The 15,915-nt window shown below is 68.3% G+C and carries 16 protein-coding genes and 1 pseudogene; 10 read left to right on the forward strand and 7 right to left on the reverse strand.

Going from position 1 to position 15,915, the window contains the following annotated elements:
* The first annotated feature begins 14 nt into the window (after positions 1 to 14).
* From V1351_RS09090 to V1351_RS09120, 7 genes are all read left to right on the forward strand, one after another.
* Entirely contained in the window at positions 15 to 2,222 is a 2,208-nt protein-coding gene (locus V1351_RS09090) for an MMPL family transporter (protein ID WP_338747841.1), read from the forward strand.
* Positions 2,219 to 3,010, forward strand: a complete 792-nt coding sequence (locus V1351_RS09095; RefSeq protein ID WP_338747842.1) for a GNAT family N-acetyltransferase — start codon at positions 2,219 to 2,221, stop codon at positions 3,008 to 3,010. Before V1351_RS09090 ends, V1351_RS09095 begins: the two co-directional genes overlap by 4 nt.
* Positions 3,007 to 4,725, forward strand: coding sequence for an FUSC family protein (locus tag V1351_RS09100; RefSeq protein ID WP_338747843.1), 1,719 nt, complete (start codon positions 3,007 to 3,009; stop codon positions 4,723 to 4,725). Before V1351_RS09095 ends, V1351_RS09100 begins: the two co-directional genes overlap by 4 nt.
* Positions 4,726 to 4,886: 161 nt before the next feature.
* Positions 4,887 to 6,719, forward strand: coding sequence for a BCCT family transporter (locus V1351_RS09105; RefSeq protein WP_338747844.1), 1,833 nt, complete (start codon positions 4,887 to 4,889; stop codon positions 6,717 to 6,719).
* Positions 6,720 to 6,848: 129 nt separating this feature from the next.
* Positions 6,849 to 7,310 (forward strand): NUDIX domain-containing protein, encoded by a 462-nt coding sequence (locus tag V1351_RS09110; RefSeq protein WP_338747845.1) that lies wholly within the window; start codon positions 6,849 to 6,851, stop codon positions 7,308 to 7,310.
* Positions 7,311 to 7,564: 254 nt separating this feature from the next.
* Positions 7,565 to 7,687 carry an RCC1-like domain-containing protein gene (locus V1351_RS09115; RefSeq protein WP_338752497.1) on the forward strand — a complete coding sequence of 41 codons (123 nt, stop codon included), beginning with the start codon at positions 7,565 to 7,567 and terminating at the stop codon, positions 7,685 to 7,687.
* Positions 7,688 to 7,894: 207 nt separating this feature from the next.
* Entirely contained in the window at positions 7,895 to 8,629 is a 735-nt protein-coding gene (locus V1351_RS09120; RefSeq protein ID WP_338752499.1) for a class I SAM-dependent methyltransferase, read from the forward strand.
* Between the two features lie 204 nt (positions 8,630 to 8,833).
* Here the strand turns inward: V1351_RS09120 and V1351_RS09125 are convergent, their stop codons facing one another.
* The 3 genes from V1351_RS09125 to V1351_RS09135 are packed head-to-tail and all read right to left on the reverse strand — an operon-like array spanning position 8,834 to position 10,901.
* Positions 8,834 to 9,598 (reverse strand): ABC transporter permease, encoded by a 765-nt coding sequence (locus tag V1351_RS09125; RefSeq protein ID WP_338747846.1) that lies wholly within the window; start codon positions 9,596 to 9,598, stop codon positions 8,834 to 8,836.
* Positions 9,595 to 10,332 (reverse strand): ABC transporter ATP-binding protein, encoded by a 738-nt coding sequence (locus V1351_RS09130; RefSeq protein ID WP_338747847.1) that lies wholly within the window; start codon positions 10,330 to 10,332, stop codon positions 9,595 to 9,597. Before V1351_RS09130 ends, V1351_RS09125 begins: the two co-directional genes overlap by 4 nt.
* A complete protein-coding gene (locus V1351_RS09135; protein WP_338747848.1) occupies positions 10,329 to 10,901 on the reverse strand; it encodes a TetR family transcriptional regulator in 573 nt (190 codons plus the stop codon). Before V1351_RS09135 ends, V1351_RS09130 begins: the two co-directional genes overlap by 4 nt.
* A gap of 201 nt (positions 10,902 to 11,102) precedes the next feature.
* Between V1351_RS09135 and V1351_RS09140 the strand changes: the two genes are divergently transcribed.
* The 3 genes and pseudogenes from V1351_RS09140 to V1351_RS09150 all read left to right on the forward strand — a co-directional run.
* Positions 11,103 to 11,546, forward strand: coding sequence for an SRPBCC domain-containing protein (locus V1351_RS09140; RefSeq protein WP_338747849.1), 444 nt, complete (start codon positions 11,103 to 11,105; stop codon positions 11,544 to 11,546).
* 102 nt (positions 11,547 to 11,648) lie between these two features.
* On the forward strand, positions 11,649 to 12,242 hold the full coding sequence (locus tag V1351_RS09145; RefSeq protein ID WP_338747850.1) for an MOSC domain-containing protein: 594 nt from the start codon (positions 11,649 to 11,651) through the stop codon (positions 12,240 to 12,242).
* A 375-nt stretch (positions 12,243 to 12,617) separates the two neighbouring features.
* Positions 12,618 to 12,818, forward strand: a pseudogene (locus tag V1351_RS09150) (integrase core domain-containing protein); the annotation flags it as partial.
* Between the two features lie 103 nt (positions 12,819 to 12,921).
* Here the strand turns inward: V1351_RS09150 and V1351_RS09155 are convergent.
* The 4 genes from V1351_RS09155 to V1351_RS09170 form a co-directional block, all read right to left on the reverse strand.
* Positions 12,922 to 13,992 carry an IS110 family transposase gene (locus V1351_RS09155; RefSeq protein ID WP_338747851.1) on the reverse strand — a complete coding sequence of 357 codons (1,071 nt, stop codon included), beginning with the start codon at positions 13,990 to 13,992 and terminating at the stop codon, positions 12,922 to 12,924.
* A gap of 183 nt (positions 13,993 to 14,175) precedes the next feature.
* On the reverse strand, positions 14,176 to 14,640 hold the full coding sequence (locus V1351_RS09160) for a hypothetical protein (RefSeq protein WP_338747852.1): 465 nt from the start codon (positions 14,638 to 14,640) through the stop codon (positions 14,176 to 14,178).
* Positions 14,637 to 15,221, reverse strand: a complete 585-nt coding sequence (locus V1351_RS09165; RefSeq protein ID WP_338747853.1) for a recombinase family protein — start codon at positions 15,219 to 15,221, stop codon at positions 14,637 to 14,639. Before V1351_RS09165 ends, V1351_RS09160 begins: the two co-directional genes overlap by 4 nt.
* A 4-nt stretch (positions 15,222 to 15,225) precedes the next feature.
* Positions 15,226 to 15,792 (reverse strand): hypothetical protein, encoded by a 567-nt coding sequence (locus V1351_RS09170; protein WP_338747854.1) that lies wholly within the window; start codon positions 15,790 to 15,792, stop codon positions 15,226 to 15,228.
* Positions 15,793 to 15,915 lie beyond the last annotated feature (123 nt).

Here is a 15,915-nt window from a genome sequence, read left to right on the forward strand (position 1 = left end):
GGCACGCTATCCCGGTGGCCGCTCACCGGGACACCTCCACCCTCCTGCACCGGATCGGCGTGCAGGTGGCGAAGCACCCTGTCGCCGTCCTGATCACCTGGCTCGTCCTCGCGGTCTTCTCCCTCGCGCTGGCGCTGGGCACCGTCACGGGCCACGCCCTCTTCGACGACCTGTCCAGCGGTGAGATCACCGCCCCGGGCGAGGCACTCCAGGCCCGTGATCTGCTCGTCGAGGCCGGTGGTGGCGACTTCGCCGCGGACACCCTGATCGTCGAGGGGTCGCCGGCCACCTCCCCCTTCGTGCGTCAGCAGGTCGCGGCGGCGGTGGAACGCATCCACGGGACCGAGGGCGTCGCCCGGGTCGTCAACCCCCTCGTCCTGCCCGGCGGTGTCGAGTCCGCGCGCGCGGACCCCCTCGTGCAGGAGCAGGGCGATGGGCGCTACGGCTTCGTCACGGTCGTGGAGTACGAGGAGGACCTCGGGGACGAAGCACTGGACCGGGCCCAACGCGCCGTCGACGTCCAGCTCGGCGAGATCGTCAGCGGCTCACAGGCCACGGACAGCTCCCGGGGCAGCGTGCAGATGCTCGTGGACGAGGTGATCGAGCAGGTGAGCACCGACCTCACGGTCGGTGAGGGCATCGCCCTGCCGATCACCTTCGTGGTCATGGTGCTGATCTTCGGCGGCTTCCTCGCCGCCGGGATCCCGCTGCTCGGCGCCCTGGCCTCGATCGCGGGAGCACTGGCGACGCTGTGGGGATTCGCCCACGTCATCGACCTCGATGCCACCGTCGTCAACATCGTCACCGTCCTCGGTCTGGGTCTGTGCATCGACTACGGCCTGCTCATCGTCTCCCGCTTCCGCGAGGAGCTCTCCCGCGGGCCCGACGGGGCCGGGGGCGGTCGTCACGTCGTCGAGCAGGCCACCGGCCGCACCCTCGACCGTGCCGGACGTACGGTCGTCTTCTCCGCGGTCACCGTCGCCATCGCGATGTCGGGGCTGTTCTTCTTCCCCGCGACCTTCATGCGCGCCTCGGGCGCTGCCGGTGTCTCGGTCGTGGTGCTCTGCCTCGCGGTCGCGACGACGCTGGTGCCCGCCCTGTGTGCCCTGTGGGCCCGACACCTGGTCAGGGGACGCGCCCAGCAGGCCCATGACGACGGGGCCTTCGCCCGCCTGGCGGGCAGTGTGCAACGCGTGCCGTGGCTGGTCATCGTCCTCGTGCTCGCGGCCCTCGGTGCCATGGCCCTGCCGGCGACCCGCATGGAGGTCACCTCCTCCGGGACCGAGCTGCTGCCCGTCGGCAGCGACCAGCGGACCTTCTTCGCCGAGCTCGCCGAGGACTATCCGCAGCTGGCCACACCGGACGTCCAGGTCGTCACCACCGCCGACGGGTCGCGGGTGCGTGCCTGGGCGGCGGACGAGGCGACGGCGCTGCCGCACGTGGACTCCGCGGAGGTCAGCGACGTCGGCACGACACCGGGCGGAGAGACGGTGCTCACCGTCGACCTGCGCACCAGCGACGAACCCCTCGGTGACGACAGTCGCGACCTCGTCGCCCACCTGCGGGCGGACAGGCCTCCCTTCGATGCCGACATCGGGGGCCAGGCAGCCGGGCTGGCCGACTTCGTCGACGTCCTCGTCGACCGCGCGCCGTGGGCGGCCGCGACCGTCGTCCTGGCGACCTTCGTGCTGCTCTTCCTCATGACCGGCTCGGTCATCGTCCCGGTGAAGGCCCTGCTGATGAACGTCGTCTCCCTCGGCGCCTCGCTCGGGGTGCTCGTGTGGGTCTTCCAGGACGGGCACCTGTCCGGTCTGCTCGACTTCGACTCCGTCGGTGCCGTCGAGGTGTCCATCCCGGTCCTCGTCCTCGCCTTCGCCTTCGGCCTGTCGATGGACTACGAGGTCTTCCTGCTCTCGCGGATCGTCGAGCTGCACGAGCAGGGCCGACCCACCGACGAAGCCGTACGGCTGGGCCTGCAGCGCTCCGGGCGGATCATCACCAGCGCGGCCCTGCTCATGGTCATCGTCTTCTCCGGCTTCGTCCTCGCCCAGATCCTGGCCGTCAAGCAGACCGGCGTCGCCCTCGTCGTCGCGATCATCATCGACGCGACGCTCGTGCGGATGCTCCTCGTGCCGGCGACGATGTCGGTCCTGGGCGAGTGGAACTGGTGGGCCCCACGCTGGATGAAGCGCCTGCACGCCCGCGTCGGGGTGACCGAGTGAGCGTCGTACGCATCCCCCTGCCAGACCTCGCCCTCTGGACGGGTGGCGACCGCGTCGTCCTCGCGGAGTCCACGCCCCTGCCCGGGACCGACGCGCTGTGCGTCCGGCACGGACCCGTCTGGGCGGTCGCCTTCGCCCGGCCCACGTACACCCACGGCACCAACCTGATGCTCCACGGTGACGACGACAGCGGTCAGCTCGTCTCCCCCGCGGTCGTCGCCGCGCTCGAGGAGCTCGTCTCGTCCGCCTCGTTCGCCGGGTGGCTGGCGCACCAGCGGACGAAGGGGGTGGATGCGGTCTCCCTCCCCCGCACCGCGGCGCACATCGGCGGGCTGCTGCCGCAACCACAGGGGCTGTGGGAATGGATGTGGACGACCACGCCCCCGGCCGCGCACCCCCCGCACGGGACGGTCGAGCTGGTCGAGGAGGACCGGGGCGCCCTGCAGGCACTGCTCGATGCGCACAACCCGGGGACGGACGGCCAACCCTTCGCCCGGCCCGGTCAGCGCTGGGTCGGCGTCCGGGACGTCGACGGGGACCTGCTCGCCGTCGGTTGCTGCGAGCCGGAGCGGTCGGGCACCCCGGTCCTGTCCGGGATCACCGTCGTCCCGGCGGCCCGCGGACGTGGCCTGGGCCGGATGGTCACCGCAGACCTGACACGGGTCGCCATCGGCACCCACGGGTGGTGCACTCTGGGCATGTACTCGGTCAACGACACCGCACGGCGTCTCTACCATTCCCTGGGATACGAGACCGGCGCGGTCTGGAGCAGTGGAGCGCTGGGATGAGCAGATCAGCCGCGGTCGACTTCGCGCGGCCCGTCGTCTCCTTCGCGCCGAGCCCCGTCCGGCGGTGGATCGCCCTGCGCGCCGCCCTGGCGATCGGCCTGCCGCTGACCGGGCTCACCCTCGCGGGGTTTCCCCCGCAGCAGGTCTTCCTCGCCGGACTCGGCGTCTTCGCGGTGCTCTACGGCGCGGGCGCTCCCGTGCGCCGGCGGCTGCGCACGATCCCCGGCGCGGGCGTGGGGCTGCTCGCCTCGCTGGCCCTGGGGATCGCGACGGCCGACCACCCCTTCCTCGCGGTGTCCCTCATGGCGCTCGTGGCGACCGTTGCGACCTTCCTGACCTACTCCCTGCAGATCGGTCCCCCGGCCGGCTTCTTCTTCGCCCTCGACGTCGGGATCGGCAACCTCGCCGCCTCGCACGGCGCGGACCCACGGACCATCCTGGGCATCGCCGCCGTGGGTGTCCTCTCGGCGATCGTCGTCGGCACCGCCGACCTGTGGGTCGGAGCCCACGGGGTCGAGAAGGCCGCGGTCGCGTCGGCCGAGGAGTTGATCGAGGCGTACATCGACCAGACCGACCCGTCGGCGATCGCCCGGTCGCGGCGCACCGCCTCCGCTGCCCTCAACCGTGCCTGGACCGCCGTCACCGACGGCGGCAGCGAGGACCGCTTCGGTGGTCGGCTGCAGCGGATGCACTCTCGCTACGCGACCGCCGTCTCGCGTGCCGTCGGCGGTCCGGACGACGAGGTGACGGCGGAGCTTGCTCTGTACGAGGCCGCCAGCGCTCGCCAGGTCTCGCTCGGTCGTCCGCGGGCCCGGTGGTCGCTGCGTCAGGCACTGCGCTGGCCCAGCGAGGACCTGCTCGTCGCGATCCGGGTCCTTGTCGCCGGGCTGGTCGCGGGCACCATCGCCCTCGCCCTCGACAACGCACACGCGTACTGGGCCGCGGCCTTCGCGGTGCTCATCGTCCACAGTGGTGGCACCCGTCGCGCGCAACTGCAGCGTTCCTTCCAGCGCACGGTCGGCACGGCGGCCGGCCTGCTGGCCTTCGGACTGGTCCTGCGGCTCGATCCCGGCCACTGGGCCCTGATCGCTCTCGTCGTCGGCCTGCAGTTCGTCGTCGAGATGCTCGTGACCCGCAACTACGCAGCCGCCGTGGTCTTCCTCACACCCCTGGCGCTGTCGATCTCCATGTCCGTCACGGACATGGACCTGTCGACCATCGTCTACGACCGCGGCATCGACACCGTGGTCGGGGTGGGTGTGGCGCTGGTGGTGGTCATGGTCTCCGGGACGCTCGGGCGCCCGGAGCTGTTGCTGCGGGCGCACGCCCGGCGGGTGGTGCTCGCCCTGGACGACGTCCTCGCCGATCTGGTGGAGCGCCGAACGCGCACTCCGGAGGGCATGGATGCGCACCTGCACCACTGCCGACAGCTGTACGTCGAGCTGCTCGCCTCGGACCAGGTCGCCACCCGCGCACTGGCCGATGCCCCCCGTGCCGTCGCTCCCTACCGCGAGATGGAGCAACTGCTCGCGCACATCGGGTACCTCGTCCTCGGGGCCACGTGGAACCCCCGGATGCGCGGTGAACGAGAGCGGATGGCCCTGGCGCGCGAGCGACTCGGGGGGATCCTCGACCACAAGGTGTCCCGGACCCGGTCGGCAGCGGCCATCGCGGCCGAGCTGCGGAGCGTGGAGGAGGCCCTCACCGGGTCGTGAGGCCCGTACGCCACGGCGCACGGGCGGTACCGGGCACTTTGACCCGCTGCGCTCTGCTCCACCATCGTGTCGTGCGACAGGAACCTCGCAGTCGGACCCACATCGACGAGGTGTGGTTTGCTGCTGGGGACCACGACCAACTTCGAGGAGAGCAGGCGCGCATGAGCGAATCGTCGAACGCCACCGACGGTCGAAGCCCGAACCACCACGATGATCCCGACCCGCGCACGGAGGACGAGCGCATCGCCGACCAGCTCCGTGCACACGGCGTCCGGCTGGGTCCGGGTGGCATCGCCCCGAGGGTGTTCTGGCCCTCGCTGATCATCGTCGTCGCCGTCTCCCTCTTCTCGATCGTCTTCAGCGAGACGGCCGGCGAGCTGTGGAACTCGATCCAGAGCAACATCGTGAGTGGCTTCGGCTGGTTCTACACCCTGGCCATCGCGTCCTTCGTCGTCTTCGCGATCTTCCTCGCGGTGAGTCGGTTCGGAAACATCACCCTCGGACGTGAGCACGAGAAGCCGGAGTTCAATCTGGTGTCCTGGTTCGCGATGCTCTTCGCAGCCGGGATGGGGATCGGTCTGGTCTTCTACGGCGTCGCCGAGCCGCTGACGTTCTACACCAGCCCCAAGCCGGGCGTCGAGGGAAGCGAGGCCGAGCTGGCCAACCAGGCCATGGCCCAGACCTTCCTGCACTGGGGACTGCACCCGTGGGCCGTGTACGTCATCGTCGGCCTGTCCCTCGCCTACGCGATCCACCGCAAGGGTCGTCCCGTCTCCCTGCGGTGGGCGCTCGAGCCGCTCCTCGGCGATCGCGTCAAGGGCTGGATCGGTGACGTCGTCGACATCCTGGCCATCGTGGGCACCCTCTTCGGTGTCGCCACCTCGCTGGGTCTGGGCGTCACCCAGGTCTCGACCGGGCTGATGGAGCTGGGCGTCATCGACGAGGCCTCCAACACCTTCATGGTCGTCCTCATCGCGGTCATCACCGCCATCGCCACCCTCTCGGTCATCAGTGGCGTGGGCAAGGGCATCCAGTGGTTGTCCAACCTCAACCTCGGTCTGGCCGCGATCTTCCTCGTCTCGATCCTCGCGCTCGGCCCCACCCTGTTCCTGCTGCGCGACTTCGTCCAGTCGATCGGTGCCTACAGCGCCAACCTCCTGCCGAACACCTTCGACGCCTTTGCCTACACCGGGCAGGCAGGCCTCGACTGGGCCGGTGGATGGACCATCTTCTACTGGGGATGGTGGATCGCCTGGTCCCCCTTCGTCGGCGTCTTCATCGCCCGGATCTCACGGGGACGCACGGTCCGTGAGTTCGTGACCGGTGCACTGCTCGTGCCGACGCTGCTGGGTTTCGTGTGGTTCACCGTGCTGGGCGGGACCGCCATCCACCGGGAGCGCACGGTCGGGGACCTCGTGCCGGACGACGGCCTCGTGGCCGAGGTCGCCCTGTTCGACACGCTGGCGACGCTGCCCCTGGGGAGCCTCCTGTCGACCATCGCCATCATCCTGGTGATCGTCTTCTTCGTCACCTCGTCCGACTCGGGCTCCCTCGTCGTGGACATGCTCGCCTCCGGTGGGCACCCTGACCCGCCGACCTGGAGCCGGGTGCTGTTCGCCGTCCTCGAGGGAGTCGTGGCGAGCGCCCTGCTCCTGGCCGGAGGAACAGAGGGTCTGTCCGCACTGCAGGCGGGCTCGGTCGCGACGGGTGCGCCCTTCGCGATCGTGATCGTCTTCATCATGATCGCGCTGTACAAGGCCCTCAAGAGCGAGCACCGGGTGATCCTCGACACCGAGTTGCGGATGCGCCGCCGGGCGATGGCCGGAGAGCTCACGGAGAACTTCGACGACGTCTTCGGCGAGCAGGTCGACGACCGCATCGACTACGCGCTCAGGAGCACCAAGGGCATCTGGACCCGGGAGCGCACTCCCGTCACGACGGTCACCAGGGCCCGCGAGCGCGAGAACGGGCACGACAAGGGTCAATCGACCTGACCGGTCCCCGCTCGAAGGCCCCCGGAGACGGCCGTCTCCGGGGGCTTCCCACGTCGCGGACCGGAGCGACGCGCGTGCCGCCGCGCAACTTCGACCGCGCAAGAGTGTCCCGGTGGCAGGCTGGGCCACGTGCCCCGTACGAGCGCCGGTCTCCTCCCCTTCATCACGGCGAAGGGGGTCACCCGCGTCTTCCTCGGACGCATGGGCGGACCGGCCTGGACACATCGCCCCCGGGCGTGGACGGTGATCAAGGGCGAGCACGGACCGGGCGAGGACGCGCTGGCCGCGGCGGAGCGGGAGTTCCTCGAGGAGGTCGGAACCCCACCGCCGGTCGGCCCCCGTCTCGACCTCGGCGAGGTGCGCCAGTCGGGAGGGAAGCGGGTCCGCGTCTGGGCCGTGGAGGCCGACCTGTCGTTGGGCTTCGTCTCGAGCAACCTGGTGACGATGCAGTGGCCACCACGATCCGGTCACCACGTCTCCTTCCCGGAGATCGAGCGGGCCGAGTGGTGCGAGGTGGGTAGGGCACACGAGCTCATCGTGGCGGCGCAGAGAGAGTTCCTCGATCGCCTGGTGGACCTGGCTGAGCGCTAGTGTCTGCGCAGCAGTGCTGATTGCACGCGCACGCGTCCCACTGTGCACAGATCTCGATCTTCTGGGCATTTCCGGTCGTCCCCGATCGTCCAGGGATTGCCTTCGGTGTCCTTCATCGTTAGCGCGCGAGTGCCGTGCCCTCGCCGACCTCGGTGTCGTGCGGATCGGCCAAGACCTGCACGCCGCGCGGTCTCGCAGTCGGTGACAACCGCCACGGCCAGTGTGACGTCGGTGACTGGGCAAGTCTGGTCGCGGTGTCGGCAGGATCTATCCACACGCTGGGATTGCGCAGCGGCGGCACTGTTGTCAGCACCGGCAACAACGCCGATGGCCAGTGCTCGGTCAGCGGCTGGGAGAGCATCCAAGCTGGGCCTTGACCCGCTGCTCGGCCACTCAGACAGCGCTTCCTCGGTCACCACAGCGGAAAACGACATACGGATCGGCTGTGCCCGGTAGTCGATCCGTCACGCGAAGCGTGACCATTGCGAAATGTCTGTACGGAGACCAGTGACCTCGGGTGACGGCACGGGCCTTTGCCGAAACTCGGTGGTGGTGTCGGGGCTGGGTACGAGACAGTGCCACGCATGACAAGCAGCGATGTGTGGACCGTCGAGCAGGCCAAGCGCTACGACTCCGAAGATGGCATGTTCAGTCCCGAGGTCCTCGCGCCGACTGTCGATGCCCTCGTGGCCATGGCCGATGGGGGCCGGGTCCTGGAATTGGCCATCGGCACCGGGCGGGTGGCCGTGCCCCTTCGGGCACGGGGAGTGTCCGTCGCCGGGATCGAACTGTCGGCTGCGATGGTCGAGCAGCTGCGCACCAAAGTCACGCCTGAGGAGATCCCGGTGGCTATCGGTGACATGGCGACCACCCCGGTCAAGGGCGAGTTCTCGCTCGTCTATCTCGTCTACGACACCATCGGGAACCTGTGCACGCAGCAGGAGCAGGTCGAGTGCTTCCGGAACGCGGCGCGGCACCTATCTCCTGGTGGACGTTTCGTCGTTGAGGTCGGCGTTCCATCTCTTCGCCGGTTACCGCCAGGTCAGGCTGCCGTGCCTTTCGACGTCTCCGACAAACACTTGGGCTTCGACACCTACGACCTGGTGAGTCAGCAAGCGGGCTCGCACCACCTCACCCGACAGGCCGACGGAACCTACCTCCGTGGGACACACAACTACCGCTATGTCTGGCCCAGTGAGCTCGATCTCATGGCGCAGCTCGCCGGGATGCAACTCGAGCGCCGTACACAGGACTGGGTCGCAACGCCCTTCACCTCCCAGAGCGAAGGCCATGTCAGCGTCTGGCGGCTCACCTCATAGAGCCAACCGGCGGGGTGCCGATCCAGACTCGGACGACCTGAGCGGGACGTCGTACGCGGCACCTCTTTCGGTGACTCCTAGGCTCGTGCGCTGCCGAATCTGAGTGCCCCACGGGCGGATCCGACTGTGGGCACGCCGTCTGTGCGAGGTTCTGTGGCGAGTGAGGACAGAGACGAGCCGAATCCCGTGTGTCCGTGTCCCCGGTCAGAGCACCTCGGCCCGCCGCCACCACGCGACCGTGGCCCACGCACCCAGGGCGGCGACCAATGGCACCACCGTCAGCCACGCGGGGGCGACCGGCTCCATCCCCGAGTCGGCGCCCATGGCCCACATTGCGGCGATCGACCAAGGCCACCACTGGCCCGCGCCGGCCACCATCGCGACCTGGGCCGCGACAACGAGCGCCAACACACCGCCAACGGCAGGCAGGTAGCCGCGACCGATGCTGGCAGGCAGAGCGACGGGAAGAGCAAGGAACCCGGACAGGACCGCCAGTGCCGCGAGCCGCAGGAGGACACGTCCGTCGGCCGCGTCGGGGAGCCCGAGGCCGGAGGCGATCCCGATCACGCAGGCTGCTCCAGCCCCGCCGACGCCCACGACGACGGACCACACCGCGAGGAGCACCAGCTTGGCCCGTGCGACCGAGGCACGTGGGGTCGCCGAAGCGTACAGGGAAACGATGGTGCGGTCGGCGTACTCCCGTCCGAAACACCACCCGACCACGATGCCGGAGCCGATCACGCCGGCAGTGGCGTAGATCTGGATCAGGCCACCGAGATAACCGGTCCAGCCGACGCCTGGCAGCAGCAGGGCTGCCTTGGCGCTCGTCGGGTCGGCGCCACCTGCCTCAGCGGCGATCAGGAAGGCGCGAGCGAGCAGAGCCGGCACCATCAGGAGGGTCACCGTCGCCACGGCCACTACTCGGGAGCGTCGCAGCTTGAGCGCCTCGACGGCGTACGCCGCGGTCATCGGAGTGTCTCCACGCGCCGGGCTTCCTCGTCGGCGGCGTGCACCATCGCAAAGAACGCCCGCTCCAGGTCGACGCCATGCGGGTCCAGCTCGCCCACGATCGTGCCGTCATGGATGACGCTCACGCGGGCGGCTATCCGAGCCACCTCGTCCAGGTGGTGACTGGAGACCAACGCGGCCGCTCCGGTGGCGACGCGCGCCAGTAGCAGTTCGCGCAGCAGCAGCACCCCGGCCGGGTCGAGGGTACTGGTGGGTTCGTCCAGGACGAGCAGCCGCGGTCCGTGCACGAGCGCGCTGCCCAGCCCGACGCGCTGGCGGTTGCCCTGCGAAAGCGTCGATGCACGGCGCTCTGCCCACTGCCCGAGCTCGAGGTCGGCCAGAACGCGGTCGGCGCGTGCCCCGGCCGCGGCAGCGGGCACGCCGTGTAACCGCGCCGCCGCCCAGAGGTTCTCCCGCACCGTCAGCTCGGGGTAGACGAAGGGCGTGTCGATCAGGTGTCCGACGCGGCCCCACCCCGCGTTGTCAAGGTGGGCAACCTCGACACCATCGATGCGGACGACACCACCGTCAGGCCGGATCATTCCCAGGGCAGCGCGCATCAGGGTCGACTTCCCCGCCCCGTTGAAGCCGACCAGCGCGTGCACCTCGCCACGAGCGATGCTCAGGTCGACATCGTGCAGCACGGCAGTGTTGCCGTAGCGGTGGGCCAGGTGACGGATCTGCAGAGCGCTCATCGCATCGCCGTCCCGTCGAGCACGCCGAGTGCGGCGCCCAGCCGACTCGACATCGGTTCGTTCGAGTCACTGAGGCACCACTCATGCAGGGCGACGGTGAGCGCGGCCAGCGCAGCCGCCGAGGCGACGCGGGCCTCGAACAGGCTGACACCGTCCGCCACCAGGACCTCGGCGATCTCCCCCTGGGTGACTTCGGTCGCTGCGTACGTCCCGGCTCGAAGCGCCGGGTGCCCTGCAGCGATCCGGACCCGGAGCCGAACCTCCTCCTGATCTGGCAGGTCAACGTGGGTGAGCGCGACACGGAGCCCCGCGCACACCCGCGCCAAGGGCTCGAGTTCGGTCGATGCGGCGGCTACAGCAGCCGCAATGGCCGGATCAAAGCCGTCCTCCAGCACGACCGCATCCTTCGTTGGGAAGTACCGGAAGAACGTCATGTGACTCACGCCGGCCACTCGCGCGATCTGCTCGACGGTCGTCGCGTCGTACCCCTGCTCGGAGAACAGCCTCAGTGCCGTCGCCTGCAGCAGCGCACGTGTACGTGCCGTCCTGCTGGTACCGGTGACAGTCATGCCGTTTATGTTAGTTGCTAACATTAGCGCAGCACAACACCCAGCAGTGACGACCTCCTGGACAACCACGACGGCCCCGCAGACGAACCACCACCGGTCACCGATCTCCTGGCGGGAGGGTGCCGGTCAGACAGACGATGAGTTCGAGCGCCCTCGCTGGTCTACTGACTATCGACGGCGGACACGAGGGAGTGGATGAGGATGGATGCAGTACACGAGACCCTGCACTTCACGCAGGAGATCGACGCACCAATCGATACGGTGTGGGCGGCCTACGCTGACGTCGACAGTCGCCGCGAATGGTCCGTGCCCGCAGGTGAAGAGATCGTCTACGATCTTGCCGACTTCACGACGGGGGGTGAAGACATCTACCGATGCGGTCCACCGGACGACCTGTCCAACCTCGGTGCGCATCGCTACCACCTGATCGACGCTCCCCACCGCCTGATCTACAGCGACGCGGTCCAACGAGACGGAGAACTGATGGCCGTGGCGCTGCTGACGTGGGAGCTCGAAGCGACCGAGGCCGGCACCCGGATCACGGTGGTTGACCAAGTCACCTCGCTCGTGGGACAAGGCATGGTCGAGGGACACCACAATGGGCACACCAAAACGCTCGCTCAACTCGCTAACTGGCTGAGTTGAACCAGCCCATCCCTCAAACAACCGAGTCTTTGCTCGCCGCGTGACGATCGGTGAGCGGTCACCGCTCCCCGAGCGGTGCCGCCGCCAGTGAAGAATGAGTCCATGACCGCATCCCGGGTTGCAGCCGTCAGCAGAGACGAGTTTCATCGATTCAGCAAGGAGCCTGCCGAGTCGATCACTCTCGTGGCCGGACTCGGTGTGCTCGGCGACGCCCATGCCGGGACGCTGGTGCAGCATCGGTCGCGTGTGCGTCGTGACCCCAACCAGCCGAACCTGCGCCAGGTTCATCTGCTTCACCGCGAGGTGTTCGATGAGGCCCGAGGCCTGGGCTACGAGCTGGCCCCTGGTGATCTCGGCGAGAACGTCCTCACGGAGCATCTTGACCTGCTTGGACTGCCGACCGGAGCTCTGCTCGATCTCGGCGGGCCGGTGGTGCGACTGACGGGCCTACGCAATCCCTGCGCGCAGATCAACGACTTTCGTACCGGCTTGCTCAAGGTGGTGCTGTCCCGTGCAGACGGCACGCCAACCGACGAGCCGCCCCCGTCGACCGCCTCACTGACGTCCGCGACCCCTCCGGTCATTCGCAAGGCGGGGGTCATGGCGGTGGTTGAACGAGGTGGGACCGTCTGGCCGGAGACCCCGATCACCGTGACTCTGCCTGACGCACCCCGCGTCCCCCTCGGCCCCGTCTAGCAGTCCGACCACTCTTCAAGCACATCAGGGACCCCGAGGGAGGATCGCGCATCGGCACGTTCTGCGTGACCGTCGCCGCACGGGGATGGCGAGGTCAGGATGTGGAAGTACTGCGCGGCCTCAATGGTTGCGCCCCATCCGCATTTGCTGAATCGCTGGACTGGCACGATGACGCGATGGCAGTCTTCACCAAAATGCGAGAGTTCTTGGGTCTAGACAGCGTCCACGTTCTCAGCGGTTACCGAACCAACTCCCGAGGTCCTCGGCTCCCTGTCTGCGAGACGTGCGGAGCGGTGGTGGCCTTCGAGGGCCAACGCTCGCACACTGACTGGCACAGGGAAAGGCGTCAATAGCCGCTCTACTCACCTTCGCCGCAGGTGGAACGGCAAAATCGAGCGCTTCCACCGAACCATGGCCGACGGGTGGGGATACGCCCGCTGCTACACCTCAGAGACCCAGCGACGCCAAGCTCTGTCAGCATGGCTCCACGAGTACAACCACCATCGTCCCCACACCGCCTGCGGGAACAAGCCGCCCATCACCCGCTTGATCAACCTGTCGGGTCAGTACATCTAGCAACGAGCGTCGCCCGAGCGGGTCGGGCTGCTCATAGGTGTTTCGCGGATCGCTCCACGCGCTGCTACCAGTACCGGCGCGGCGACGAAGCAGTTCGTGGGGCCTATGACATGGACGGCTCCTCGAGCACTGCCAGGGACCAGCACCAGCCGGCCAGTTCGCGAGCGATCGCGACGTTGGCGATAGTGGGCCTCTTCTTGCGTTCGTTGAACCTCACCCACCGCTCGTGCAGGCGCCGGTTGCCCGCGTCCCCGCGGGACTTCGCGGCAGCGGGGGCCAGGTCCCACCGATCACGCATGGTCTTGCCGATTCGGTAGCTGGGGCGGTGGTGCCACGCGGCCTCGACCAGCAACCGACGTACATGGGTGTTGCCGGTCTTGGTGATCGATCCCTGCACGCGCGAGCTGCCGGAGGAGTACTCGCTGGGTACGAGCCCGACGAAAGACCCGATGCTGTTACCGGTGAACCGGTGCCAGTCGCCGACCTCGACCGCCAACGCGAAACCGGTCAGGGCACCAACCCCGCGCAGGCACCCAAGCCGGTGCACCAGGTCGGTGTACTCGCCGTCCTCGGCCATTTCCTGGATCGCCGCGTTGAGTCGATCGCGGCGTGCCTTGACCGTCAACACGGCCTCGTAATCGGAGTCGAAGGTCACTCGGGTGGCTTGGCTGGTCAGCTGCGCCAGCGCCTCGGTGCGTAGCCACACATCGTGCTTGCCCGTCCACGCCGCGCCGCCGTAGTAGACGATCCCGTGACGCAGCAACAACTTCGACAACCGGTGCCGAGCCCGCATCAGGTCACCGCGACAATCCTCACGGGCACGGACCAAGTCCCGGGCGGCCTCCTGATCCACGCTCGGGATCGCCACCGAGGTGACCTCGTCCAGCCGCAACAGTCGAGCCAAGTGGAGCGCGTCCTTGGCGTCGGTCTTGACCCGATCACCAGAGGGCTTTTGCAGCTTGCTCGGCGCGGCGACCTCGCAGCGGACCCCCGCCTGGGTCAGTGCCCGGTACAGCCCGAATCCGGTCGGCCCGGCCTCATAGGTCACCGCCACAGGGCCCGGCAGGGCCTGCACCCAGGAGATGACGTGCTCGCGTGATGGAGTCAGCTTCGCTTGGAACAGCTCGCCCGTGACGCCATCGATCGCCGCCGCCGCGACCGATCGTGCGTGCACGTCGAGCCCAACACTCGTACGCTCGGTAAACACCCGGGGCCTCCCACAACTGTCGGACAGGCCGAGCAGGCAGCCCCTACTCGGTAACCCACGAACATGTGTGAGAGAGGCCCCGGCCCGCAACCACTCAGACGCCCCAAGCGGTCACTCCATACCGTCTAGCCGAGGTGTGGCGTTAGGTCGTCAGGTAGCTGGCGGGAGGGTGACCGCCGTCCACCCTCCGATCAGTGCACTCGCGGCGGCAGCGGCCTCGAGGTCGTTGGGCGTCTGGAGTGGACGCGGCCCGCCGATGAAGATCAGGGCTCGTTCGATCTCGCCTGCGGTGTCGATCCATGCCTGATCGAGTCCATCCGGGGCCACGGCTGCCGTCGAGTCGTCGAAGATGACTCCGCGAGTTGCGGTCACCACCCAGCGGCCGTTGCGCGCCACCGATGCCTGCACAGCAGGCTTCCGGCGTCCTGGACGCCAATCGGAGACGGGGCCCGTCACATGCTCCAAGCCCACCCGTCGCGCAAACAACTCGAGCATCTCCGTTGCTCTGCCTGCAGGCGGGAACATCTGAACGGCCAACAGCGGCAGGATCTGCTTGCTGGTCCCATGAGCCATGAGCATCGGACACAGCACCGCGTCGTCAACACCTGTCGTCACTGCGACATCTCCCCCTTCGCCTTGGCGCGCTGAATGGTCCGGTAGACGGTCGCGCGAGAGACCGCGTAGTCGTCGGCCAGTTGGGCCACGGTGGCGGTGCCGTCCTCGTACTCCTGGAGAAGCTTTCTCGTGCGTCGCTCGTTGAGTTTGGGCTGCTTTCCGAGCAGCCGGCCCTGAGCCTTGGCGATCGCCAGCCCTTCCATCGTGCGCTGCCGGTTCAGGTCAGCCTCGAACTCGGCAACCATCGCCAGCGCGTTGAACAGGAACTTGCCGACAGGGTCTTCCGGGTCATGCAGCGACGGACCCAGCTGGAGCGCCGCACCCTTCTCGTAGACCTGTCCGACGAGGTCACGAGCGTCGGGCACAGAACGAGCGAGGCGATCGAGCTTGGTCACCACGAGCACATCGCCCGGGCGAAGGGCAGCGATCGCCTGCTCGAGCCCGGGCCGGTCCTTCGTGGAGCGGCCGGTGCCCTTGTCGGTGTAGATCCGTTCCTGGTCGACTCCGAGGTCGGCCAGCCCCTTCAGCTGAGCGGCAAGGTCCTGCCGCCCAGTCGAGACTCGCGCGTAGCCGATTAGCACGGGTTCAGTTCCCTGCGGCCAAGTCGGTCGCCGACTGCGGCCACGGATAGAGACTAGGGAGGCGGTCGAAGCCTTGCGGGGTGCCGTCGTTGTCGTACCGGATCTCCGAGTGCTCGTGCGACCCGTTGGCGTGGGCGATGGCAGCGAGCACAAGCGAGATGTTGTTGCGGTCGAGTCCCGAGACGTCCTCGTTGAGGTCGACCCGCTCCCCCCCGATCAGGGACGCGGCGATGCGCGCCACGCGCTGCTCTCCTCCGGACCAAGCACCAATCCCGTCGAGAAGTTCGTCGACGTCGACGACAACCCGGTCGCCATAGTCGTACAGCCACGGCGCGCCGGCGTAGATCCCGCGGCCCTGTCTGATCAGTAGCTCCACGCCGGCCTCGAGGGGACAGATGCCCTTCGCCCAGCCTCGGACGCCTTCGACAACTTCACTCTGAGTCTTCATCGTTGATCGAGCTCCTATTCTCAGTCGCGTCCCTGGCAGTCGCTTCCTTCGCCTTTTGACCAAAGCCATCGTCGCTTCTAGGTCTGACAGTCTCGCCAGCCGGTCGCGTTTGTCCGGGGTCATTGCGACCCTATAGCCGGGCGGGTCTAATGCGACAGCATTTCAGCGAGTTCCGTCGGTGAGCGGTCGGCCCGTCCGATGTCGCGGTTGACGATCGGCTACTGAGCGCCACCTGGCACTCCACCT

It is taken from the genome of Janibacter sp. A1S7, from assembly GCF_037198315.1.
GTDB classification, from domain to species: domain Bacteria; phylum Actinomycetota; class Actinomycetes; order Actinomycetales; family Dermatophilaceae; genus Janibacter; species Janibacter alittae.